This window comes from Streptomyces sp. NPDC002125 (genome assembly GCF_053593715.1).
Window position 1 is genome coordinate 315508 of the sequence record NZ_JBSFDD010000007.1, and the last position, 23580, is coordinate 339087.

13 protein-coding genes, 1 tRNA gene and 4 CRISPR repeat arrays are annotated in these 23580 nt (G+C 67.3%); of the genes, 10 read left to right on the forward strand and 4 right to left on the reverse strand.

Annotated features, from left to right (window positions below):
* The first annotated feature begins 1371 nt into the window (after positions 1 to 1371).
* From ACWCQM_RS15705 to cas6e, 6 genes are all read left to right on the forward strand, one after another.
* Entirely contained in the window at positions 1372 to 4098 is a 2727-nt protein-coding gene (locus tag ACWCQM_RS15705; RefSeq protein ID WP_450915841.1) for a CRISPR-associated endonuclease Cas3'', read from the forward strand.
* 64 nt (positions 4099 to 4162) lie between these two features.
* A complete protein-coding gene (gene casA, locus ACWCQM_RS15710) occupies positions 4163 to 5773 on the forward strand; it encodes a type I-E CRISPR-associated protein Cse1/CasA (protein ID WP_450915842.1) in 1611 nt (536 codons plus the stop codon).
* 94 nt (positions 5774 to 5867) lie between these two features.
* On the forward strand, positions 5868 to 6476 hold the full coding sequence (gene casB, locus ACWCQM_RS15715; RefSeq protein ID WP_450915843.1) for a type I-E CRISPR-associated protein Cse2/CasB: 609 nt from the start codon (positions 5868 to 5870) through the stop codon (positions 6474 to 6476).
* A gap of 25 nt (positions 6477 to 6501) precedes the next feature.
* Positions 6502 to 7677 (forward strand): type I-E CRISPR-associated protein Cas7/Cse4/CasC, encoded by a 1176-nt coding sequence (cas7e, locus tag ACWCQM_RS15720; RefSeq protein ID WP_450915844.1) that lies wholly within the window; start codon positions 6502 to 6504, stop codon positions 7675 to 7677.
* Positions 7674 to 8498 (forward strand): type I-E CRISPR-associated protein Cas5/CasD, encoded by an 825-nt coding sequence (cas5e, locus tag ACWCQM_RS15725; protein WP_450915845.1) that lies wholly within the window; start codon positions 7674 to 7676, stop codon positions 8496 to 8498. The genes cas7e and cas5e overlap by 4 nt, the downstream gene beginning before the upstream one ends.
* Complete coding sequence (gene cas6e / locus ACWCQM_RS15730; RefSeq protein WP_450915846.1) at positions 8495 to 9160, forward strand: type I-E CRISPR-associated protein Cas6/Cse3/CasE; 666 nt, start codon at positions 8495 to 8497, stop codon at positions 9158 to 9160. The genes cas5e and cas6e overlap by 4 nt, the downstream gene beginning before the upstream one ends.
* Before the next feature lie 2228 nt (positions 9161 to 11388).
* A CRISPR array of direct repeats spans positions 11389 to 12267; the repeat unit is 29 nt; unit sequence GTGCTCTCCGCGCGAGCGGAGGTGAACCG.
* Positions 12268 to 12357: 90 nt separating this feature from the next.
* A CRISPR array of direct repeats spans positions 12358 to 12752; the repeat unit is 29 nt; unit sequence GTGCTCTCCGCGCGAGCGGAGGTGAACCG.
* Between the two features lie 242 nt (positions 12753 to 12994).
* Here cas6e and ACWCQM_RS15735 read toward each other — a convergent pair.
* From ACWCQM_RS15735 to ACWCQM_RS15745, 3 genes are all read right to left on the reverse strand, one after another.
* Positions 12995 to 13633, reverse strand: coding sequence for an HAD family hydrolase (locus ACWCQM_RS15735; protein WP_450915847.1), 639 nt, complete (start codon positions 13631 to 13633; stop codon positions 12995 to 12997).
* Positions 13634 to 13849: 216 nt separating this feature from the next.
* Positions 13850 to 15508 (reverse strand): CRISPR-associated endonuclease Cas3'', encoded by a 1659-nt coding sequence (locus tag ACWCQM_RS15740; protein ID WP_450915848.1) that lies wholly within the window; start codon positions 15506 to 15508, stop codon positions 13850 to 13852.
* A 171-nt stretch (positions 15509 to 15679) separates the two neighbouring features.
* Positions 15680 to 16928: a CRISPR direct-repeat array (repeat unit 29 nt; unit sequence GTGCTCTCCGCGCGAGCGGAGGTGAACCG).
* Between the two features lie 141 nt (positions 16929 to 17069).
* Complete coding sequence (locus ACWCQM_RS15745; protein ID WP_450915849.1) at positions 17070 to 17426, reverse strand: MerR family transcriptional regulator; 357 nt, start codon at positions 17424 to 17426, stop codon at positions 17070 to 17072.
* 59 nt (positions 17427 to 17485) lie between these two features.
* On the opposite strand from ACWCQM_RS15745, the gene ACWCQM_RS15750 reads away from it, so the two are divergent.
* The 3 genes from ACWCQM_RS15750 (at position 17486) to ACWCQM_RS15760 (ending at position 21040) form a co-directional block, all read left to right on the forward strand.
* On the forward strand, positions 17486 to 18715 hold the full coding sequence (locus ACWCQM_RS15750) for an MFS transporter (protein ID WP_450915850.1): 1230 nt from the start codon (positions 17486 to 17488) through the stop codon (positions 18713 to 18715).
* Between the two features lie 30 nt (positions 18716 to 18745).
* Positions 18746 to 19543 (forward strand): alpha/beta fold hydrolase, encoded by a 798-nt coding sequence (locus tag ACWCQM_RS15755; protein WP_450915851.1) that lies wholly within the window; start codon positions 18746 to 18748, stop codon positions 19541 to 19543.
* 333 nt (positions 19544 to 19876) lie between these two features.
* Entirely contained in the window at positions 19877 to 21040 is a 1164-nt protein-coding gene (locus tag ACWCQM_RS15760; RefSeq protein ID WP_450915852.1) for an IS630 family transposase, read from the forward strand.
* Positions 21041 to 21186: 146 nt separating this feature from the next.
* Positions 21187 to 22005: a CRISPR direct-repeat array (repeat unit 29 nt; unit sequence GTGCTCTCCGCGCGAGCGGAGGTGAACCG).
* A 265-nt stretch (positions 22006 to 22270) separates the two neighbouring features.
* On the opposite strand, the gene ACWCQM_RS15765 is transcribed toward ACWCQM_RS15760, so the two are convergent.
* Positions 22271 to 22343 (reverse strand) — tRNA-Arg (locus ACWCQM_RS15765).
* 228 nt (positions 22344 to 22571) lie between these two features.
* Between ACWCQM_RS15765 and ACWCQM_RS15770 the strand changes: the two genes are divergently transcribed.
* On the forward strand, positions 22572 to 23444 hold the full coding sequence (locus ACWCQM_RS15770) for a DUF5655 domain-containing protein (RefSeq protein WP_450915853.1): 873 nt from the start codon (positions 22572 to 22574) through the stop codon (positions 23442 to 23444).
* Positions 23445 to 23580 lie beyond the last annotated feature (136 nt).

Below are 23580 nucleotides of genomic sequence, written 5' to 3' on the forward strand. Positions count from 1 at the left end.
CCGGCTCACCTCCGCTCGCGCGGAGAGGACCCAAGGGGTCGTTGGTGTTGGACACGGTGCTGCGGCTCACCTCCGCTCGCGCGGAGAGGACCCAAGGGGTCGTTGGTGTTGGACACGGTGCTGCGGCTCACCTCCGCTCGCGCGGAGAGGACCCGCCGGGCGTCGAGCCCGGGGCAGAGTCGTGCGGCTCACCTCTGCTCGCGCGGAGAGGACGCGGCGAACGCCAAGTCCATCCTGTTCGGCGACGGCTCACCTCCGCTCGCGCGGAGAGGACGAGGACACCGGGCACACCGGTCGTCCCGGCTACGGCGCACCTCCGCTCGCGCGGAGAGGACTCGTGAAGGTCTACAGCGACGACTACAGCCGTCGGCTCACCTCCGGGTGCGCGGAGAGGACGGCCAGGCGCCGGCAGTCTTCGGACCGTAGAGCGGTTCACCTCCGCTCGCGCGGAGAGGATGGCCTTGCCGTCTTCAGCCCCGAGGGCCTGTTCGGTTCACCTCCGCTCGCGCGGAGAGCACGGGCTCGGGAACCTGCTCATGCAGGTGCTGACCGGCTCACCTCCGCTCGCGCAGAGTCCACGTATCGCAGTACCGCCAGACCAAGTCCTGCCACAGAGCACCGGATCGGACAGGGCTATCTCCTGAGTCGGAGGTGCCGGCGCTGCAGGTCGGCTTGCCCCGTTCGCCCAGGGACCAAAGGGGCAGGGCGCCGTCGGCCCCGGTCGTGACCGGCTCACACTCGCTCGCGCGTGGGGAACCACGATTACGCTCTTCACGTTTCAAGGAACGGACTCAGAGGCAACGCGCCCCTAGTTTGTCGTGCAACACCGGCTCACTCCCGCTCGCGCGGAGAAAGTTGCAAGACACGAGGGAAGGCGTAGTTGCCGTGGGGACACATCGGCGTGCGGTGAGCAGCCAGCCATCGGGGCATCGCCTCATGTAATGGGTGACGGACCCTGGGATCCGTCACCCTTGGCTCAGAACAGCCAGCTGACGAGTTCGTTGATCAGGGCACGAAGTACCGCGCTGATCACCAGGCGTGAGACCTCGAGGAGGACCTCGCGTCGCAGGACGAACTTCCGCAGGAACCGGGACACTGTTTCTCCAGAGCGCCGACAGAGCCGAGGTTGCGCCACATCCCTCGAGAGGGTCGTGCGTTCATCTCGCTGTGCCGTTGGCTGGAGAGCCAATGGAATTCCGCGCACCTCCCAGGGAGGCGTGCAGCAGTAAGTATTCTACGGGAGACCAAGTTGGTGTACCGGCGGTTGACCGAATTTCCTACCGCCGGTCTTCAAAGGGACGTTCCAGACCAGGCTCTTTCTGCTGCGCGCCTCTGAAGCTCACCTGCGCCGGACCCGTGACAAGGAGCACCATGTCCCTGGACTCCCGCCTCTGGGGCAAGGCTGCCGGGCTGGGTAAGGACGCTCGCGGTGCACACCATAGCCATCCTTTGATCTGTCACCTGCTGGACACGGCGGCTGTTGCTGAGGTCGTCTGGGACGAGCTGCTGACCGCGCACCAGCGGAGCATGGTGGTGGCGGCGCTGCAGGTTTCGGATGAGCAGGCGCGGGCGCTCGCGGCATTCTGGGCGGGGCTGCATGACATCGGGAAGATCAGTGTGCTGTTCCAACTGCACCGGAATGGGCCGAAGCGCGAGGACGGGAAACTGTTGGCTCAGGAGCTGAGCGGTGAGCCGGGGTACGGATTCGGTGGTGGTGCCGCGCAGGACCGGCAGTCGCACGAAGCGGTGGCGCACTGGTGGCTGGTGGGGATGTTCAAGGAGATCGGCTATCCGTCGTCGAGTCGGCGTCCGCAGTCCCAGCTCAGTCATGCGGTGGCCCAGTTGCTCGGTGGGCATGGTGGTCGTTTCCACCCGGTGGTTTACGACAAGGACTCGCGGTGCCCTGTGGCCCGTCACCCCGGCATGGGTGGGGGAAGTTGGGAGGAGCAGCGGCGGATCCACTTCGACGAGGTGCGCAGAGTGGTCGGGGCGAGGTCGGTTCCGCGAGGGCGGATGACGCCAGGAGCGGCTGTTGTCCTGACGGGGTTGGTGACCTTGTCGGACTGGCTGGCCAGTATCGAAGAAGAGATCCGGACCCGGCTCAGGGGAGAGGGATGGGTTGGAACACCCGATGACCTGGACGCGTACTGGCAGATCGCCCGCACGGCGGCTCCCCGTCTGTTGCAGCAGACGGACCTGCTCGGGACGGGCTTCGCCCGGCCGCTGGAGCCTGCTCAGGTCGCGGGGGAGACTGGTCTTGGGGCGAGCATGGCTTGCCAGGTGCCTGTTCTGGTGACCGAACACGGGCCGGGCATGGTGGTCGTGACGGCTCCGTCGTCAGAGGAGCGTACGGAAGCGGCCCTTCGCGCGGCGGCAGTCTTTGGGCACGCGGTGAACGCGCGGGGCCTCTTCTACGCACTGCCGACCGGTTCAGCGGCTGACAGCCACATGGCGCAGGTACATGCGTTCGCCAAGCAGGCACTGACCGGCCCCTGGCGGTCGCTGCTGCTTCACAGTTCTTCCCGGTTGAAGCCGGCGGAAGCCGCGGAGTGGTGGGCGCATGCCAATGCAACCGACGGAGTCAGCGCGGAGCCTGGTGAGGAGTGGGCTCCGACTGCGAACAGCTGGCTCAACTCCCATCACCGCGCGCTACTGGCTGCGCTCGGCACGGGGACGGTGGACGAACTTCTGCAGGCTGTCATGCCGGTGAAGTTCAACGTGATGAGGCTCTTTGCTCTTTCCGGCAAGGTAGTCGTGGTGGATGAAGCCCATGCCCGCAGTGCCTGGGGGCAGAAGCTGATGCTCCGGTTTTTGGAGTGGGCGGCTGCGTTGCGGGTCCCGGTTGTCCTGGCCGCGACGGCTGCGGACAAGTCGGTGGACGCGATGTTGGCGGCCTACCGCCGAGGTGCAGGAGGGGACAAAGAGCCGGTGATGCCGCCCCGTCGGTCGCCAGGGTGGTCGTTCGTGGATGCTCAGTCCGGAGGCGTGCACCTGCCCCAGCAGCCTGCCGGGGTCGCTCGTGCCGGCATGCTCAGCATCGAAGTCGTAGACGGTAGGCCGTGTGGCGAGATCCGGGCGGCTCTTGCACCGATGGTCGCAGCCGGCAGTGGAAGGGCTGTCGTCTACCGATCGACGCCTGCGGAAGCCATCTGCACGTTCCATCAGCTCACGAAGGAATTCCCCGGTCTGGATGTGACCCTGGTCCATGAACGGATGCGCAACAAGGACCGGTGGCAGCGTCTCGCGGCCTGCCGCAGTGCCTTCGCCTCAGCTGGTGGAGTCTCCGGCCCCTCTGTGCTGGTGACGACGTCGATGCTGGAGCATGTTCGGGGCCTGCATTTCGACCTTGTCGTATCTGGGCCGGCACCGCTCGCGGCCTTGCTGGCCCGTGCGGTGCAGAGCGTGGGTGACCGGTCGAGGCTGGTGGTGCTCCGAGCGGATAACACGTCCGAACTGGACGATGCCGCGCTGGTGCGGCGGACCGACATGCTCCTGGGGGCCGGCAGGACGGTTGCTGTGCCCGAAGAGCTGCCCTTGCTGCTGGATGAGGTGTACGCCGACGAGCTCGCCGATAGCTTGGGGGAGTCTGAGACGAGTGAGCTCCAGCAGCTCGACAATCAGCGCATGGTTCGTGAACGCAGAGCCAGTGTTACTGCGGGTTGGCTGGCGGTGCCTGGACCACGGGAGCTCGATGGCGACCTCGGCCTGCTCAGCCGCGACCACACCGGCATGGAGCCCGAGCTGCTCTCCTCCGTGCTCGGCGAGGAGATGGTGCATGTGGTCTGTCTATACGAGCACGGCCAGCCGGGGAACAAGGTGCATCTCCTGGAGGACGGCGTCCCGGAGCGGAGGCTTGAGCGCGGTCCCAAAGGGAGACCGGTGCCGGGCCAGCTGGTCCCGTATCTGATTCCGGTACCGAAGCGACTCGTCGAAGGCGTGGAGGGTGATGCTAATAATGCCTGGCGCGGCATGGCCGCCCTCAAGAATGTTCTCCGGCTGAATCTGAAAAAGTTGGAAGACGGTAGGTGGGTGTACACCAGTGCGAAACACCGTTTCTGCATGAGTGAGGACGGCCTGATGATTGATCAGTTGCCGTGACTGTCCACGCCTCCCCGTGCGGCCGTCTAGGATTCGGTAGACGTCCGACCACGGGGGGAGGGACGTGGCTACGCCTGCGTCCAATCTGATTGACCAGCCATGGATTCCGGTTGCATGGGTGGAGGGGAAGTCAGGTCCACCGCAAGTGGGCCTCAGGAGTCTGTTCCTGCGTGCCGGAGAGATTCGCACGTTGCTGGTCCCGGAAGCGCCGGCTCACTCGGCGCTGTTGCGCTTGTTGTACGCGCTCACCGCCCGGATCACCGCTCTGGACGAGGCCGGCCCCGGAAGCTGGGGCGATCGGCGGGAGGAAATCCTCGAGCAGGGTTTTCCAGAGCAGAGCATCGAACTTCCCGACGGCCGCAAGGCCGGAATCGCCGGCTACTTCGACCAGTGGGCCCACCGTTTCGACCTGTTCGATCGCGATCGTCCCTGGCTCCAGGACCCTCGCCTTCCCGACCAGTGTGACAGGAACCAGACTGCCGGGACCCACAAGCTGGTCATGAGCCGGTCAGCGGGCAACAACCACTCCTGGTTCGGGCACTGGAGCCATGACAACCCCGTACCCCCCAACTTCTCGCAGGCAGCGCTGTCGCTGCTGACCTGGCATTACTGGGGAGCCCCCGGTGCCCTTTCGAGGCGTGCGGTCGGCACTGTGAGCCACCACTACGCGAAGGCATCACCACTGCGAGCTGCGCTGTCGTACCACCCGGAGTGCGACAACCTTTTCCTGACGCTGCTGGCGGGTCTGACACCGCCGGATGGTGACGTCAGCCGGCAGACCGACCTGTGCCCCTGGGAGCGCGAAGACCTTCCGGACCCGCTGGGGCCGATGCCCGAACCCCAGGGTCCCTGCTCACGTCTCACCGGCTGTTCTCAGCACGCTCTCTATCTTGTCCCTGCCCATGACGGCGAGCACACCGCCGATGCATACATCACCTGGGCCTACAACGCCGAGCGGATCCGGCCGGAAGACGACTACCTGATCTGGGACATCGGCAAGGACGGAGAGACCTTCCCCCGGCTCGCGCGCTCCTCTCGTTCCCTTTGGCGGGACATCGACGCCCTTCTGCTCAAGCAGCTGGACGACTCAAGCCCCATCCAGCCGAAGGTGATGGATCACGCCTTCGACGTCAGCGAATACTTGCGCGTACGTGCGCTCGGCTTCGAACAGGACGCCAGCCAGGCAGCAAACCACCAATACGTCGACTCCACGACCCCGGTGCTCCTTTCCCGAGTGGAAGAAGACGTGGTGAGCGCTGAGCGGCCTGTGCGCCAGCTCCGCGAACTCGGCGAGCTCTTCGGGGACCGGTTGGAGCAGGCTACGAAGGAAGCTTGGCTGAAGTACACGGATGACAAGAAGAACGATCCGGGGGCTTGGTTGGACGCGGTCGCGGCATGGTATTGGCCGGCGGCGGAGGACGAGTTCTGGTCCAGGTTCCGGCAGTTGAGCCGCGCTGACGGAGCTGTGGACGCCGGCCTCGACTTCGAGGCCGCATGCCGGGCCTTCGGGCGGCACGCGCTCGACGCGTACGAAGCGGTGACCGACTCCGTCACGCGCACACCACGGGGCGCGAAGGCCGTCACCAGGGCGAAGGCGATCATCCTTGCCGCCCTGAAAGACCCGCAGAGGGCGATGGAGCAGCAGAGGACCAAGCAGGCGGCCAAGAAGTCGTGACCATCGCCCGCCGACTTAAGGACAGGCAGTGACCTTCCAAGCCCCCGACGCGAGCAAGCGCCAGAGGACGAGCTCCTCATATACCGCTTTCACCGTGAGCATTGAACGCCTGTGCCGCACAGACCCCGGGGCCCGTGCGGCGCTGCGCGCGGGTCTTCGCCGCGACCTGGACCACCCGCGTGCCCGTCCCATGCACCGGCTGCTGACGCCGCGACTGCCGGAAGAGTGCGACGACAAAACAGCGCAGGCCCATTACACAGTGGCCGCGCTCATCGCGGCCCAGCCCCGGCATACCTTCGCGCCAGAGCAGGAAGAGGACGAAGACACCGCTGACGACCAAGAGGCGGGGAAGAAGCAGGTCCTGCATAAGGAGGGCGAGCCGGACGAGGAGGTTGCCGCGCCCGAGCCCGCTCTCTATGGCCCTTCGTTCGGTGCCACTCTCGGGCATGCCGTCATGGCGAAGGGCGCCTCCATGCGGATGAGCGCCGCAGAGAGCCGCATCAACCTCCTGACCAGGCAGAGCCTGCGCGGCATCCACCTCTACCTCCCTGCTGCGGTGAACCAGGTACGCACCACCGACGCCACCATCGACTGGGGGCAGTTGCTGGCAGACCTCGTCGACTGGCCGTACCGGTCCGGGCGTATCAGCCGCCGCTGGCTGCAGGACTTCTACCGCGTCACCGCCCGCGCCGACCAGGACTGAACCCCTCATCCACAGGAGATCCCCGATGGACCTCAAGCCACGCTTCATCGACATCCACGTCGTCCAACCCGTTCCCTACGCGAACCTGAACCGGGACGACACCAACTCGGTGAAAACCATGCTCTACGGCGACGCCCTGCGCACCCGCGTCTCCAGCCAGTCCTGGAAGCGGGCCATCCGCGAGCACTTCCAGGACACGCTCGGCGACAACGCGCTGCGCACACGCCGCATCGGCGAGCGGGTCGCCGAAGCGCTCAGCGACCGTGGGTGGGATAAGGCGGTTGCCGAACGTGCCGGTGCGCATGTTGCGGCGGGGAGCAGCATCAAGTGGGAGGTGGCCAAGGGGAAGGACAAGCAGCCCATCACGAACAAGGTCCTGACCAACGCGCTCGTCTACCTCCCCGAAGACGCTGTCGAGGAACTGGCGGACATCGCCGAAGCCCACAAGGACACGCTCACGACGGACTTCACCGGCAAGGGCAGGACCAAGCCCGAGAGCGCCCTGAAAGGGAAGATCGACAAGGTGCTTCGCAAGAGGAACGGCGTCATCAATCTCTTCGGCCGCATGCTCGCCGAGGTCGACCAGGCCGGCGTCGACGGTGCCGTCCAGGTCGCGCACGCCTTCACCACGCACACCACCGAGGTCGAACTCGACTACTTCGCAGCCGTCGACGATGTCACCGCGACCAAAGGCGACGAAACCGGCAGCGGACACATGGGCACCGCCGAGTTCAGTACCGGCACCTTCTACCGGTTCGCCACCGTCGATCTCAAGGAACTGAGCAAGAATCTGAGCGACGACCACGACATCGGCCTCGAAGCAGCCCGCGAGCTCGCTGGCCAGTTCCTGCTCTCCTTCATCGAATCGCTACCGCAGGCGAAGAAGAACTCCACCGCCCCGCACTCGCTCCCGCACTTGGTCCACGTGGCGGTCCGCTCCGACCGGCCCCTGTCTTTCGCCGCAGCCTTCGAAGAACCCGTACGGTCTGCCGAACACGGCGGCTACGTCGGGCGCTCCGTGGCAGCCATCGACGCCTACTCCAAGGCCGCGAACACCCTCCTCGGCCCCCAGCGGGTCCTGCACGCTGCACACGCTTCCCTCCATTTCGACAAGCTGGAACACCTCGGAGAGCGCCGCACCTCCTTCGAAGCTCTCGTTACTACCTCCCTCGACGCGGCTCTCCCAGAGGCCCCGCAGTGACCGAAACGCCCTCCCACGGGCTGCTGCTGCGCTTGGCGGGACCACTCCAGTCCTGGGGCACTCACAGCAAGTACTTGCGACGTGACACGGCCCGATTCCCCACCCGGTCCGGAGTTGTGGGCATGCTCGCCGCAGGTCTCGGGCGGGAGCGCGAGGCGCCCTTGGACGACCTCACGGCGCTCTCAATGACGGTACGAGTTGACAGACCTGGTCGCGTGCTGTCCGACTACCACACGGTAGGCGGTGGGCTACCCGCCGATGAAAAGGTGATCACCGTCGAAGGGAAACGCAGGTCCGAGAGCAAGGGGACACTGGTCTCCAAGCGCCAGTATCTAGCCGACGCGGCTTTCACCCTCGCGCTCACCTCCAACGACGCGGAGCTGCTCCACGTGTGCGCTGCTGCACTGCGTGACCCGCACTGGCCTCTCTTTCTCGGCCGCCGGTCCTGCCCGCCGGAGGGCCCGATCCTGGTGGGAACCGTGGAAGATCCGCTGCACCACCTTGTACAGCTGCCGCTGGCGACCAAGAGGCCGCGCCGCGGCCCGCAGCCGACCGACTTCTACAGCGACCGGCCGCTCGGGGTGCTGCCCGTGGACTCTGACGCCCCAGACAGGGGCGATGGTGATCACCACAGCGGCGAAGTAAGCGACGAGCCAGTGTCGTTCGCACCACTGGAGCGCCAGTATCGGCCCCGGCCGCTGTACCGGCGCGCCGTGCACCTGCCGGATGCCACGTACGCAGGCTTCGGCACCGGCTACCTGGAGAAGCTCCAAACCTATATCGATACCCATTTCGTCAAGCCGGAGAGGAGCACCCGGTGACTTTGTGGCTGACCCGCATCGTGCCCTCGCCCAGTTCTCGCGAGGCCCGAAGGGACCTCGGTGGCAGCGACCAAGGCATCCGACTGCACCAACGCATGCTGCAGATGTTCCCCGACGGCGTCGAAGGCCCGGCCCGGGCCGCATTCGGAGTTCTGTTCCGTGCCGAGGAAACCCCACGTGGACCGCAGATCCTCCTCCAGAGCCACAGAGAACCCGACTCCTCACGCCTACCACGCGCCTACGCCAGCGTCGAAACGCGATCCCTCGACACCTTGCTGTCGAACCTGCACAAGGGGATGGTCGTAAACTACCGGTGTGTGGCCAGCCCCGTGCGCAAGCCGGGGGCCACCGCTCGGGAAGCCTACGGGCTCCCGCCGGTCGTGGCCTTGAGCGGCAATGCAGCTGTTGAGTGGTGGGAACGACAGTCCAACGCAGGCGGGCTGGAACCGTTGAACATCAACGCCCACCCCCTTGCCACGGTAGGCGGCCTTCGGGGTTCTAAAGGATCCGCCGCAGAGCAGCGCATCAAGCATGCGCGCACACAATTCGATGGGACAGCCCGAGTACTGGACGCCGAGCTGCTTCGCGAGAAGCTCGCTACGGGCATCGGGCGGGGCAAATCATACGGATGTGGGCTTCTCAGCATCGCTCCCGCTCGATGAGTTCATCCGCGCGCCGAACGTTGCGTTGCCGCACTCACAGCCGCGATGCTCCCGCGCGGCGGGGACGGGCGCCGCGCGAGCGGAGGTGAACCGCGCGCCCCCAGCACCGACGCCGAGGCCCCGGCGTGCTCTTCGCGCATGCGGAGGTGAACCGCGCGTCTGGCGCCTGAACGTCGTCGAGACCACGTGCTCTCCGCGTGAGCGGAGGTGAACTGGCCCTGGGGCCATCATTCCGGGACCTGCACGTCGGTGCTCTCCACACGAGCAAAGGTGAACCGCAAGATCCCGTCATTTAGTGTGCAAAAGTATCGAGGTCCCTGCGCGAGCAGGGGCCAGCCGGACAAGAACCATGATGGCTGCATCGACGGGACGGTCCTCTCCGTGAGAGGAGGTGAACCGGTCCGCCTCGCCAAGGCCGGGGCCGACATATGTGCGCTCCGTGCGAGCGGAGGTGATCCGCGGTCGCAGAAGGGCGACTACGCCAGGGCGGAGTCCCTTCCGTGCGAGCTGAGGTGAACTGTTGCCGGGGCCGCTGTGGTCGTTTGCGCGAACGTGCTCCGCGGGAGCGGAGGTGAACCGGACCCGTATACAGGCAAGGACAGCAACCACGAGTGTTCTCTGCGCGAGCGAGGCGAGCGGCCGAAGAGGCCGATGGCCCCGATGCTCAGTATGTCCTCTCTGCGCGATCGGAGGTGACCGCCGGTCAGGTCCGACAGAGTGCCGGTGACAAAGTCCTCTCCGCGCGAACGGAGGTTAACCGGAATTCTGACGTTCCCAGATGGTCCGGCGCACATGCTCTCCGCGCGAGCGGAGGTGAACCGACCGCGTACGGGGACATCGCCGTCCTGCTCCAGTCCTCTCCGCGCAAGCGGGGGTGAACCGAGTTTTCACCTGTGGGCGAAGGGCGACTGGTAATGCTCTCCGCGCGAGCGGAGGTGACCGTCCGACGAGGACGGCGCGCCGGTTCGCTGCCCGCGCTCTCCATGCGAGCGGAGGTGAACCGACCTGGTAGGTCTGGCCGGCCGTGATGGCGTAGTGCTCTCCGCGCGAGCGGAGGTGAACCGGCCTACGACCTGCTCATCCCGTACGGCTGGTTGTGCTGTCCGCGCAAGCGGAGGTGAACCGGGGCTACTCACGGACCAGGCCCGGTCCGGGGCGTGCTCTCCGCGCGAGCGGAGGCGGACCGGCCGGCTGTCTCGCTCCGGATGTCGGCTGGGGAGGGCCGGAACAGGATCTGGGCAGCCCCGGCGCCATGTTCTCCGCGCGAGCGGAGGTGAACCGTAGAAGTCGTAGTTGGCGACCTTGTGCGGGGCGTGCTCTCCGCGCGAGCGGAGGTGAGCCGTCACGTGGCGATGCCGTTCCACGGTCACGTGAGTGCTCTCCGCGCGAGCGGAGGTGAGCCGAAGCCCGACACGGCCGTCTACCACGAGCAGCCGGGCTCTCCACGCGAGCGGAGGTGAGCCGAACGGGGCAGGCGCCCCGATCACGGTGACGCTGTGCTCTCCGCGCGAGCGGAGGTGAGCCGCTGGCTCGGCAGTACATGGAGAGCCTGGGCCTGTGCTTTCCGCGCGAGCGGAGGTGAGCCGTTCTATAAGGGCGCGGCGAACGCTGCGGCCGTGTGCTCTCCGCGCGAGCGGAGGTGAGCCGTGGAAGCCGGTTGCGTCGGCGCGGCCGGCGTAGGGTTCTCCGCGCGAGCGGAGGTGAGCCGTTCCGCTCCACACCCACGGAGCCGACCAGACCGTGCTCTCCGCGCGAGCGGAGGTGAGCCGCAGGAGAACGGGCCGCGCGGACTGCGCATGGGTGCTCTCCGCGTGGGCGGAGGTGAGCCGACATCCGGGGAACAGCAGGACGGCCGCGTGCGGTGCTCTCCGCGCGAGCGGAGGTGAGCCGGAATCAGGGATCGGGTGGACGACGTGCAGCGTGTGCTCTACGCGCGAGCGGAGGTGAGCCGAAGTCGATCGACACCGCGAACTACAACGGGCCGTGCTCTCCGCGCGAGCGGAGGTGAACCGAACGCGCGGATCGTGCCACCGACGACGCCGGAGTGCTCTCCGCGCGAGCGGAGGTGAACCGTTGACCACGTCAAACACGCCGACGCCCGCCTCGTGCTCTCCGCGCGAGCGGAGGTGAACCGGCGGTCGACTACCGGGCGGCCCGGCCATACTTGTGCTCTCCGCGCGGAGCGGAGGTGAACCGACCTTCTTCATCCGGAACATCGCCCTGGCCCTGTGCTCTCCGCGCGAGCGGAGGTGAACCGCCTTCCTCTCCGCCTCTAGATCCAGAATGCATGTGCTGTCCGCGCGAGCGGAGGTGAACCGCAGCCCGCCTCCGTCCTGTGGGCGATGGAGTAGTGCTCTCCGCGCGAGCGGAGGTGAACCGGCCTTGAGCAACGTCCGCGCCGTCACCGGGGCGTGCTCTCCGCGCGAGCGGAGGTGAACCGAGGAGTACAACGTCCCGCCCCTCACCCACGAGGTGCTCTCTGCGAGAGCGGAGGTGAACCGTACCTCAACGACTTCGCGGTCCTCTTCGGCCCGTGCTTTCTGCGTGAGCGGAGGTGAACCGAGGGGAGCCCGGATTGAACGGGTGGATCAGCAGGGCTCTCTGCGCGAGCGGAGGTGAACCGTCGCTTCCAACGTCTCCCCCTTATGATCAGACGTGCTCTCCGCGCGAGCGGAGGTGAACCGCCCAGGCAGGACTGCCCGGCGTGCCCAGTGCTCTCCGCGCGAGCGGAGGTGAACCGGGCCCCGTACAGCCCGGAGAGCGCCGATCACGGTGCTCTCCGCGCGAGCGGGGGTGAACCGCACTCCTACCGGCAGTGGACGACGCAGGCCGCGTGCTCTCCGCGCGAGCGGAGGTGAACCGGCTGCGGGCGGGGACGCGACAGCACGGAAGCGGTGCTCTCCGCGCGAGCGGAGGTGAACCGCCGACGTCATGCCCGATCTGCTCACGCTGTGGGTGCTCTCCGCGCGAGCGGAGGTGAACCGAGACCCGTAAGCGGGACGAGCACAAGCGCGACGTGCTCTCCGCGCGAGCGGAGGTGAACCGCGGCTGTCCGGCCTCCGGTCGGCGACGACGAAGTGCTCTCCGCGCGAGCAGAGGTGAACCGTCCAGTTGGATCACCGCACGAGCCCGGCCCACGTGCTCTCCGCGAGCGGAGGTGAACCGGACAAGGTCGTCTCCTACGTCCACCAGATCCAGTGCTCTCCGCGCGAGCGGAGGTGAACCGTCGTACGCCTTGCACAACGAGGACCTCAAGGTGTGCTCTCCGCGCGAGCGGAGGTGAACCGGCGCTGGCACAACTCGTCCAACGCCCGCTGGCGTGCTCTTCGCGCGAGCGGAGGTGAACCGTGGCAGTTGCCGTCAACGGTGGCCTCATTGTCGTGCTCTCCGCGCGAGCGGAGGTGAACCGCGCGAGAGCGAAAGCATCCTCGGTCAGTGCTGGTGCTCTCCGCGCGAGCGGCGGTGAACCGGTCCGGACTTCCCCGACGCGTTCAAGGCCGGAGTGCTCTCCGCGCGAGCGGAGGTGAACTGCGGAAGGCGGCCGAGCCGTGGTTCCTGCAGACGTGCTCTCCGCGCGAGCGGAGGTGAACCGGAGTGGCTGCGGGTTCAGGTTGTCGAAGAGGTGTGTGGCTTTGTTCACGAGTTACGGGTTCTAGCACAGACCTTGGGGAGCCGTCACGAAGGGTGACGGTGTCGTTCGATTTGCGTGGGTGATCGCGAACCCGCCAGCCCGGTTTGATTCGACGAAGATCTTCACAGGTCCCCGTCTCTGCGTGAACATCGTCGACGCTTCAACGCCTGGCCGGCAACCGCTGAAGACCGGCCAGGCCGACGTCATCCGAGCGGGACTCTCTCTGGGGCCAAGGACCCGCCCTTCAGATGAGCTGCGATGCGCGTGACGGTCCGGGCGTTGTCCTCAAACAGATGCGCCTGCATACCCGCCGCCTGGGCGGCCTCAACGTTGACTGCGACATCGTCGATGAACAGGCAGCTCTCCGGCCGCACGTCCAAGCTGGCGCATGCGGCCTCGAAGGCACGCAGGTGGGGTTTCTCGATGCCGATCTCGTGCGAGTAGACGATCTGCTCCACCAGTTCGTCGAAGCGATACAGCTTCGTCTCCCGCTCCCGGGCGCCGACGAAGCTGTTGCTCAGGATGCCCAGCCTGCAGCTTCCGCGCAGCCCTCGCACATAGTCGATCAACTCCTCGTTCGGCGTCCCCAGATACTCCGCCCAGAGATCAGCCATGAAGTCTTCAACCTGGGGGGCGTCGAGTCCCAATCGGGCCGCCACCTGTTCGTGCACCTCGCGCTCGCTGATGCTCCCGACGCTCCCAGCCCGCCACACGTCGTGCATCCGTTCGCGGACAGTGCCCAGCGGCAGTTCCAGCTGCGCTTCCCACCGTTGCACCCATCCCGTTTCCGGCGTGATCTCCAGCACGCCGCCGATGTCGAGAATGACGCAGGTCGCGGTCACGCGAACTCCCCCTCTTCGTCCTGGTCTGACCAGCAGGCGCAGACCGCCCGCTCATGTGATCGCCTCAGACACTGTCGACTCTCCCCCTGGGGCAAGGTCAAGCGATCTTCGAAGCTGTGACAGCCCTGTCGCAAGCCGCCGACCCGACTCGCTTGAATGAGCGGGTGCCTTCAAAATGTCGGTCTGCCACAGATCTTGGGGAGCCGTCCCTGAGCGTCACTGGAGGAGGATTATCTTGCGGAGTAGTTCGAATCCGGCTCGGCCGTAGAGCTGCCGCTTGATCTTCTTGATGCGGTTCACGGCGCCCTCGATGCTGCCCGAGCTCCAGTCCAGAGTGAGGCCGGCGGTCACGGCGTCGAGGTCCCGGAGCAGGTGGAGTGCGAAGCCGGTGAGTCCGGGCAGCCGGCTGGCGTCGACCGCGTCGATCCAGGCAGGGAACGTGGCACCAAGCTGATGCATCCACGGCCCGTACGCGTGCGCCTCGTCGACCACGAACACCTTGTCCGACAACCCGAACAGCCGCAGCACGTTGTACCGCAACGGCAACACCGCGGCCAAAACCTGGTCGATCGTCCCCACACCCAGCGGAGCGAGCAGCCCACGCTTCGGTCCCCTCAACCACCCGTCCGCCTCGACCGCGGTCTCCCTCGCCGCACTCACGGGCCCCTCACCGGCCGGTACGCCGGACTTGGAAGCATTCTCCCCGCTGCCTGCAGAGCTCAGCCACGCCATCGAGTGCAGCAGCATCAGCGCCCGCTCCCCGGAAAGCGCCCCTTCCGCGAACCTCGCCACACGCGGCAGCATCGCATCCGCCGTGCCCATTGTCGGCAGCGCGAAATACAACCCTCGCGCCCCCGAAGCCCGACCCAGCAACGAGGCCGCAAACAACGCCGCCTCCGTCTTGCCATCCCCGGTCGGAGCTGTCACCAGCACCAGCCCATGACCTCGCTCCCCGACCATCGCGGGAAGATGCTCCACAAGATCCCGCTGCAAGCTGTTGGGAGCGAACGGGAACATCACACTGAACTCCGAGGTGGAAAACTCGGCTCTGCCCAGCCGCGCCGCTCGCACGAGTTCCGGAGCCGCCTTCACCGCGGCGTGCCAGTGGGAATCGATCTCCTCCGACGTCCCCGACCATCCCGGATCAGGGATCCGCGCTTCGATGATCGACGTCTGACTGGCCAGCCAGTCAGCCACCACAATCAGCCCGGACACCACCACGGCAAGGCCCACCGGTAACCCAGCACAAGGAACCGCGAACGCACCCATGACCCGCCGCAGCTCGAGAAAGTGCACCCGCCGTTGATCAGTCCAACCCTGCTTCCCCAAACCGGGGTTGTAGTCCCCTGCCCGAGCCGCCCTCTTGGGGTTCAGGACCTCACCGAAGAGACCGTGGTGACCGCCCAGGAGTTGTGCGACCTGATGGCTCACCGCCCTGTGCAGCAGGCGCCCACCGCCGGGATACCCGGCCTCCAAGAGAAGTGGGTAGAGGGCCCAATGGGAGGCGATCTCGTGGCGGAAACCTCTCTCGTCCTCGGCACCCTGCGCGCTGACGTAGGCCGGGTCGTCGCTGACCGGCTGATAGCGGGCGGGAACCTGCGCCTGGAACGGAGGAGTGATCTTGCCGAGGTCATGCAGCCCGGCCCAGAAAGCCACCACCGTGCGTGCTTCCGCCACCCGTAAGCCGAGCGCCGCTGCAATCGCCTGCTTGACTTCGTCGCCGAGAACGACATCCCACAACTCCGCGAACACCGCACCGGTATCAAGGAGATGGCACATGACCGGATACGGCCGGGAGAGCCCGCTCTCCTTCCCCCACAGCCGAACATCCAGAGCACAGCCCCGCGGAGCCTCCGCCTCGTCGCACTTCATCATGAGCACAGAGATAGCACCCCCCGCTGACATCCGGCCCAAAAGGCCCAACTCGGAGCTGAGGAGCGAGGTGCGCCTTACACTCGCTGCGCGACCACAACGAATCGAGATGTATGCGCGACGAAGCTCAGCAAAGAGACGGCAAAGCGTGCGGATAAGGCCAGGTCGCGAAGGGTGCTCTCCGCGCGAGCGGAGGTGAACCGTGGCGACAGCTCGCCGACGAGATCGCGGCGCAGTGCTCTCCGCGCGAGCGGAGGTGAACCGCTGGAGGTGGCGGCGAGCAAGGCCGAGGACGTGTGCTCTCCGCGCGAGCGGAGGTGAACCGGCGCAGGCAAAAGGGCGGTCCCGCGAAGCGGGGTGCTCTCCGCGCGAGCGGAGGTGAACCGGACGCGAGGCTGCCTGAGTACGACCGGTATGTGTGCTCTCCGCGCGAGCGGAGGTGAACCGCCTGCTCCTGGGTTCGCCGGGCCGCCGAGCAGGTGCTCTCCGCGCGAGCGGAGGTGAACCGCCCCGCATCGCGGCACAAGCCCGGCTCCTGGCGTGCTCTCCGCGCGAGCGGAGGTGAACCGTCGACCTCACCGGCGCGCGGCGAATCGGGCTCGTGCTCTCCGCGCGAGCGGAGGTGAACCGTCCCTGCTCCGCGTCACGTACCAGCTGTGGAAGTGCTCTCCGCGCGAGCGGAGGTGAACCGCGCAACGAACTCGGTCAGCTCGGGGAAGCGGAGTGCTCTCCGCGCGAGCGGAGGTGAACCGCCGCGGCGTCGGCCGACCCGGGCCGCACCACGGTGCTCTCCGCGCGAGCGGAGGTGAACCGGCCACCAGGGACGCGACGAAGGCGACGATGCCGTGCTCTCCGCGCGAGCGGAGGCGAACCGTACACCAGGTCCCCGCGCTGGCACCGGGCCATGTGCTCTCCGCGCGAGCGGAGGTGAACCGCGGTGGGCGTCCAGCCAGGCGTCACCCCGGTCGTGCTCTCCGCGCGAGCGGAGGTGAGCCGTCCGTCGAGGAGCAGCTGATGGAGGCAATGGAGTGCTCTCCGCGCGAGCGGAGGTGAACCGACCCTCACCACCCACGGCGCCCGGCTGTGGGCGTGCTCTCCGCGCGAGCGGAGGTGAACCGATCCGGGAGCGCCCGATCCTCGCCGAGGTCGCGTGCTCTCCGCGCGAGCGGAGGTGAACCGGTGCGCCGGCTCGTCACGAGCCTGTACGCCGAGTGCTCTCCGCGCGAGCGGAGGTGAACCGACGTTCAGCCGCGCGCAGCTGCTCGCGGCGGTGTGCTCTCCGCGCGAGCGGAGGTGAACCGCCGGTGGCGCAGGCCACCGGGACCGAGGAGCAGTGCCCTCCGCGCGAGCGGAGGTGAACCGTTCGTCCGCCTCGTCCTCCGTCAGCGTGAGGAGTGCTCTCCGCGCGAGCGGAGGTGAACCGTCGGTCAGGCGGGTCTTAGTGGTCGGCTCCGGAAGTCCTTCGGGGGTTGACGCTGAAGGAGCGCGTGTGGATTCAGGACCTGCATGAAGGGCTGCGGTGATTGCTTACCGCGCCCATGTGGATCGTTTCTCAGGGCGCGGTTCAGGTGGCCGGGGCTGCGGCGATGACGGTGTCGAGCATGGTTCGCGAAGCGTGCAGCTCGTTGATGGCGTGAGTGATGCGTTCGCGCTCTCGCCGAAGCTCGGTGATGGTGTCAGAGCACACGGGGATGAGGGTCGGGCCGTCGATGCGGACGCAAGGCAGGATTCTGGCGATGATCGTCGTGGACAGGCCAGCGGTCAGCAGGCTGCGGATGCGCCGCACCGTGTCGATGTCGACCTCGTTGTAGACGCGGTAGCCGCTGGGGAGCCGGTCCGGGTGGAGCAGGCCCTGTTCCTCGTAGTAGCGCAGCAGGCGTTCGCTGACGCCGGTTCGCCGGACCATCTCTCCCATGCGCATGTGACCTGCACCTCACCGCGTTGACTCTCACATTGGTGTGAGACTTTAGCGTCGGTCGCATGACGACGAACAGCGCGGTCTCGATGACCGCCATCCCTCCCGCGCCGGTGCGGCGGCGCGCGTTACTGGCTCTGCTGACCGCCTGTGTGTTCGTGGTGGGCACCGCGGAGTGGGTGATGGTCGGCCTGCTGCCGGAGCTGTCAACGGATCTGCACCATCCGCTGCCGACCGTCGGGGTGCTGGTGACGGTGTACGCGCTGGTGGTCACCGTCGCCGGACCGCTGGTCACCCTGGGGATGCTGGGTATCGCCCGCCACCGCACGCTGCTGATCTTGCTGGGCGTGTTCGTCGCGGGCAACGCCGCCGCAGCGCTGGCCACCGGGGTCGGCGTCTTGGCGGCGGCGAGGATGCTGACCGCTCTGACGCACAGCACGGTCTTCGCAACGGCATTGGTGATCGCGGTAACCACGAGTCCGGCAGGACACCGCGGGCGTGCCATCGCCGTGATCACTGCGGGCTGGAATCTCGCCACGGTCCTTGGCGCTCCGTTGGGTACCTGGATCGGCGACCACTACGGATGGCGGACCACCTTTGCCGGCATCGCCATCCTGGGCGCCGCCATCCTTACTGCCACCAGTGTGCTGGTCCGTCCGGCGGCACCGGAGACAGCTGGCCGCCCTGGCAGCGAGGTCCGGGAGATGCTTAAGCCCAAAGTGGCCGCAGTGCTGGCGATCACCGTGGTCGCGCAGGCCGGCCTGTTCACCACCTACACCTACATCGCCCCGCTGCTGCGCCAGGTCAGCGGATTCACCGCCTCCGGGGTCACGACGCTGCTCGCGCTATTCGGCCTGGGCTCCGTAGCCGGCAACATCCTCGGCGGCCGCCTGGCCGACCGCGCCCCGTGGGCAGCGTTGTGCGTGCTGCTTGCCGCCCTCGCCACTGTGCTGGCCGCCTTCACGCTCACCAGCCAGAGCCGCTGGGGGGCCGCCGCTACCGTACTCATCCTCGGTGTCATCGCCGCCGCCTTGATCCCGTTGCTGCAAGACCGCGCACTGGCGTCCGCCCCCAAAGCACCCACCCTGGTCACGGCGGTCAGCGCCTCCGCGTTCAACCTCGGGGTCGCAGCCGGCTCCACCCTCGGCGGCCAAGCAATCACCGCCGGCTCCTCGCTCGACGACCTGCCGTGGATCAGCGCGCTGGTGACGCTCGCCGCCGTCGGTCTCGCCACCACTGCTGCCCGGCGGCGCCGTGCTCAGCCACGCACCCCGATTACCTGCTCCATCCCGTAACCGCCTGAGAACCCAAAGGAAGACATCCCCATGTCCTCAACTACTCTGCCCCCTTCCTCCCTTGGCCGCATCGTGCGCGGCACCGGCCCGGGCCTGCTGCTCGCCCACGGCGCCGGCGGCGGCATCGACGCCAACTTCGGCCCCATCCTGGCGAGTCTCGCCGCCCACCACACCGTCGTCGGACCCGACTATCCCGGCACCGGCCGCACCCCCCGCGCCGAAGCCCCCCTCGCCCTGGACGCCCTGGCCGACGCCCTGGTCGCCGCCGCCGTCGAGGAGAACGTGGACACCTTCGCCATCGCCGGATACTCGCTCGGCAGCCCGGTCGCCATCCGCGCCGCCACCCGCCACCCCGACCGCGTCACCGGCCTCGTCCTGACATCTGGCTTCGCCCACCCCAATCCGCGCTTCTTGCTTGCCGCCCGGCTCTGGCGCGATCTGCTCCTCTCAGGCGATCTCGAGCGTCTGGCCGCGTTCGTGTCCCTGATCGGGCTGAGCGCCCCCGCCTTGGAGGCCATCGGTCAGGACGACCTCGACACCGCCCTGAAAGCCACCGCGACCACGATCCCGCACGGCACACTCGGGCAGCTGGACCTGCTTATCGATCAGGTTGACGTCCGCGAAGACCTGGCTGCCATCACGGTGCCGACCCTGATCATCTCCACCACGCTCGACCAGCTGGTCACGCCCTATCACCACCGGCAACTCGCCGACACGATCCCGGGTGCCGAGTACGCCGAGCTCTCCACGGGGCACCTGCCATTCGTCGAGAGCCCCGAGGAATGGTCCGCGCTTCTCCTCGACTTCCTCGGCAATGTCTCCGCCTGACAGCGGCCCCACGGCCACACGGGACGCGTACTGGGCAAGGATCGCACCGAACTCCCAATACACCCGGTGCCAATGACCTCGCAGGCCCCACGAGCTGAACAGCCAAATGTCGTTCTCACGCCACAGACAGCAAACGGTCGGCATGGTGATCACGATGCCGACCCCGGTCCGTCGGCGCTAAAAAACACCTTTCGTCCGTGCCCCGCAGCCTTCGCACGGGGGCCGGGGTCACCGAATGCTGCTCCAGGCCAGAAGACCGCGCCGGCAGCAGCTCCGGTGGACAGCCGCCAGAACCTTGCACGACACCTTTTGACGACAGGCCGTCAGTTCACCATGCCCATACGCGCCGCCGTGACGGTGGTGCTGACCGCCGCCGAACGCCACCGGCTCAAGAAGATGGCCTACGGCCATAAGACCCCTCACCAGACCAGGCAGCGTGCCACCATCGTCCTCCTCGCAGCACGCGGCCGGGCAAACGCCAAGATCGCCGCCGACACCCGTCTGCACGTGGACACGGTGCGCACCTGGCGTGGACGCTTCGCACACGGCGGCATACCGGCTCTGACCGACCGCAGACGCTCCGGGCGCCCGGCCCGATTCACGCCCGTACAGGTCGCCGAAGCCAAAGCACTGGCCTGCCAACTCCCGGCCGAGAGCGGGCTGCCGCTGTCACGCTGGTCGTGTCCAGAACTGGCAGCCGAGCTGACAGCGCGCGGGATCACCGACAGCATCTCAGCTTCCACCGTGCGCCGTTGGCTGCGTCAGGACGCGCTCAAGCCCTGGCAGTACCGTTCCTGGATCTTCATCCGCGACCCCGCCTTCCGCGCCAAAGCCCAGCGGGTCCTTGACCTGTACGCCCGGACCTGGCAGGGCGTACCGCTGAGCGCAGACGAGTACGTCATCTCCAGTGACGAGAAGACCTCCGTGCAGGCCCGCTGCCGCTGCCACCCGACCCTGGCCCCCGGCCAGGCCCGAGCGATGCGCGTCAACCACGAGTACGGCCGCGGCGGTGCGTTGGCCTACCTTGCCGCCTACGACATCCACCAAGCCGAGGTCGTCGGGCGCTGCGAAACGACCACCGGCATCATGCCGTTCATGAACCTCGTCGAGCAGGTCATGACCTGCGAGCCCTACGCCAGCGCGAAACGCGTCTTCTGGGTCGTTGACAACGGCTCCTCGCACCGCGGTCAGAGATCCATCGACCGCCTTGCCGCCAGGTTCCCGAACGCCGTGCTGGTGCACACCCCGGTCCACGCCTCCTGGTTGAACCAGATAGAGATCTTCTTCTCCATCGTGCAACGCAAGGTCGTCCAGCCCAACGACTTCACCGACCTCGCGGAGGTCAGGGACCGGCTCAGAAGGTTCGAAGGCCGCTACAACGCCTCGGCACAGCCGTTCCAGTGGACGTTCACCACCTCCGACCTGGACGATCTGCTGACCCGGCTTGACCGGCGCACCGCCGATCTCCACGACAAATCCTCCGTGGCACCGGCATGATCAACCCCCGAAGGAGTTACGGACCGAACCACTAAGGAGCGAGGTGCGCCTTACACTCGCTGCGCGACCACAACGAATCGAGATGTCTGCGCGACGAAGCTCAGCAAAGAGACGGCAAAGCGTTCCAATAAGGCCAGGTCGCGAAGGTGCTCTCCGCGCGAGCGGAGGTGAACCGGTGGAGGACAAGGCTGGGCTTCTGATGCTCGCGTGCTCTCCGCGCGAGCGGAGGTGAACCGGCGACCGAGACCCTTGAAGGGTTGGAGGTCACGTGCTCTCCGCGCGAGCGGAGGTGAACCGTGGTGGAGCGGCCGTTGGTCGGAGCGCGACGGGTGCTCTCCGCGCGAGCGGAGGTGAACCGAGACCCGGCGCCGCGGTGCCCACTGGTTCACGGTGCTCTCCGCGCGAGCGGAGGTGAACCGAGCGACAGCGTGGGCCGACTGCCTCCCGCGTTGTGCTCTCCGCGCGAGCGGAGGTGAACCGTAGCGGGTGCCGTTGTCGTCGGTGCCAGCGAGGTGCTCTCCGCGCGAGCGGAGGTGAACCGTCATCTCGCAGCCGCCCGGGTGGGTGTCGACCGTGCTCTCCGCGCGAGCGGAGGTGAACCGATGAGGCCGCCGCCCACGGCCAGGACCCAGATGTGCTCTCCGCGCGAGCGGAGGTGAACCGGCGCAGATCGCTGCGACGGCCAAGGACTTGGCGTGCTCTCCGCGCGAGCGGAGGTGAACCGGTCGGCGGCGGGGTGTCCGAGTTCATGGACTAGTGCTCTCCGCGCGAGCGGAGGTGAACCGAACGCCGAGACCACGGTGAGCGGCGACCTGGGCTCTCCGCGCGAGCGGAGGTGAACCGCCCTGTCCGACGCGTCGACCACCTACGCCTCCGTGCTCTCCGTGCGAGCGGAGGTGAACCGTCGATGCCGCGCCGAACGATGAGGAAGCCGCTGTGCTCTCGGCGCGAGCGGAGGTGAGCTCTCAGAGCTCAAGAAGCGCATGGAAGCCAGGGAGGACCTCCCCGAGCTGCCCGACGCCGGCTGACGAGGAGCGCGGAGAACGTCTCCGTGGATTCTCCGTAGCCACCCGCAGAAACCCGGCGACAGCCGGACAGCGCCGGACCATCCTCGTGGCCGCACGGGGCCGGTCCGACGCTTACGTTCCAGCTACCCATCGCCCGGTAATGTGCCTCTGAACAGCGAAAATGCCCTCCTGGTCGGAGGGCCTCACAGTGGAGCGCAATGTGCGCCCCCGGCAGGACTCGAACCTGCGGCCAAGCGCTTAGAAGGCACGTGCTCTGTCCGCTGAGCTACGGGGGCTGACCTGCGTAAACGCAGCTTCCGGGTCTTGTCCCTCAGGTCGCGGGGGACGCATGGGGGAATCGCTGGTCCCTGGTGGCTGGGGGAGGCGAGTGCTCTCCGGCCGGCTCGTACGCAGGCTCTCACATCACCTTCACGCCCTCGTGGCCTCTCGCGGAAACAATCCCGCACCTTTTCGGCGTTGATGACCTCCGAGCCGAGGAGGGGTCGAGCCTGAAGTTGTTTCGCATGGACATGGTGAATGGCGGCATGACCGAGGTCGTGCCGCGTCTTGCTGAGGTCGAGGCCGATGTGCAGGGTCTTGTCGAGGCGCACATGGAGACGCTGCTGGGGGTGCGGTTCCTGGCGAGCGAGTACGGAACGGGTCCGGTGCACGGGGGCCGGATCGATTCGCTGGGGCTGGACGAGAACGGGTCGCCGGTCCTCATTGAGTACAAGCGCGGTGTCGACGCCGGCGTCATCAACCAGGGGCTTTTCTACCTCTCGTGGCTGATGGACCACCGGGCGGAGTTCGAGCACCTGGTCCGCGACCGGCTCGGGGTGACGGCCGCGTCCCAGGTCCTGTGGAGCGGCCCACGCCTGATCTGTATCGCTGGCGACTTCACCCGCTACGACGTGCATGCCGTGCGCGAGCACCGTCGGTCGATCGACCTGGTCCGCTACCGACTCTTCGGCAGCGATCTGCTCGGGCTTGAGACCGTTGCGTCGGTGAGCGGTGGCATGCGGGTAGCCCGTCGGGCGCGTCGGCAGGCGGTTGCTCGGGCAGCGGCCGACGTCCAGGGCGCGTCGATGGTGGAGCTGGCGGGTGCGGTGGACGAGGCGCTGCTCGGGCTCGGGGGCGGCGTGAAGCGTGTCGAGCGCAAGACGTACCGGGCGTACCAGCGGCTGCGGAACTTTGCTTGCCTGTGTCCGCCGCAGCGGAGCAAGGTGCTGGTCTACCTGAAGGTCGATCCGAAGGACGTCGACCTCGTACCGGGATTCACCCGGGACGTGTCCGGGCTCGGTCACCACGGGACGGGCGACCTGGAGGTGCAGCTGCGTACCCCACGGGACGTGGAGCGGGCACAGGAGCTGTTCCGGGCGAGCTTCGCAGCAGCGTGATCGCCTGCCGGCCTCTCGGTCGTGGCCGCTTCGTGGCTGTTCTGTGGTCGTGAGGGCGAAGCCTTTCGACGCGCGGGTGGGGCGTGGCGGTGGACTATTAATAATGCGCGGGATCGCCGGTTTGGCTAACCGGCGA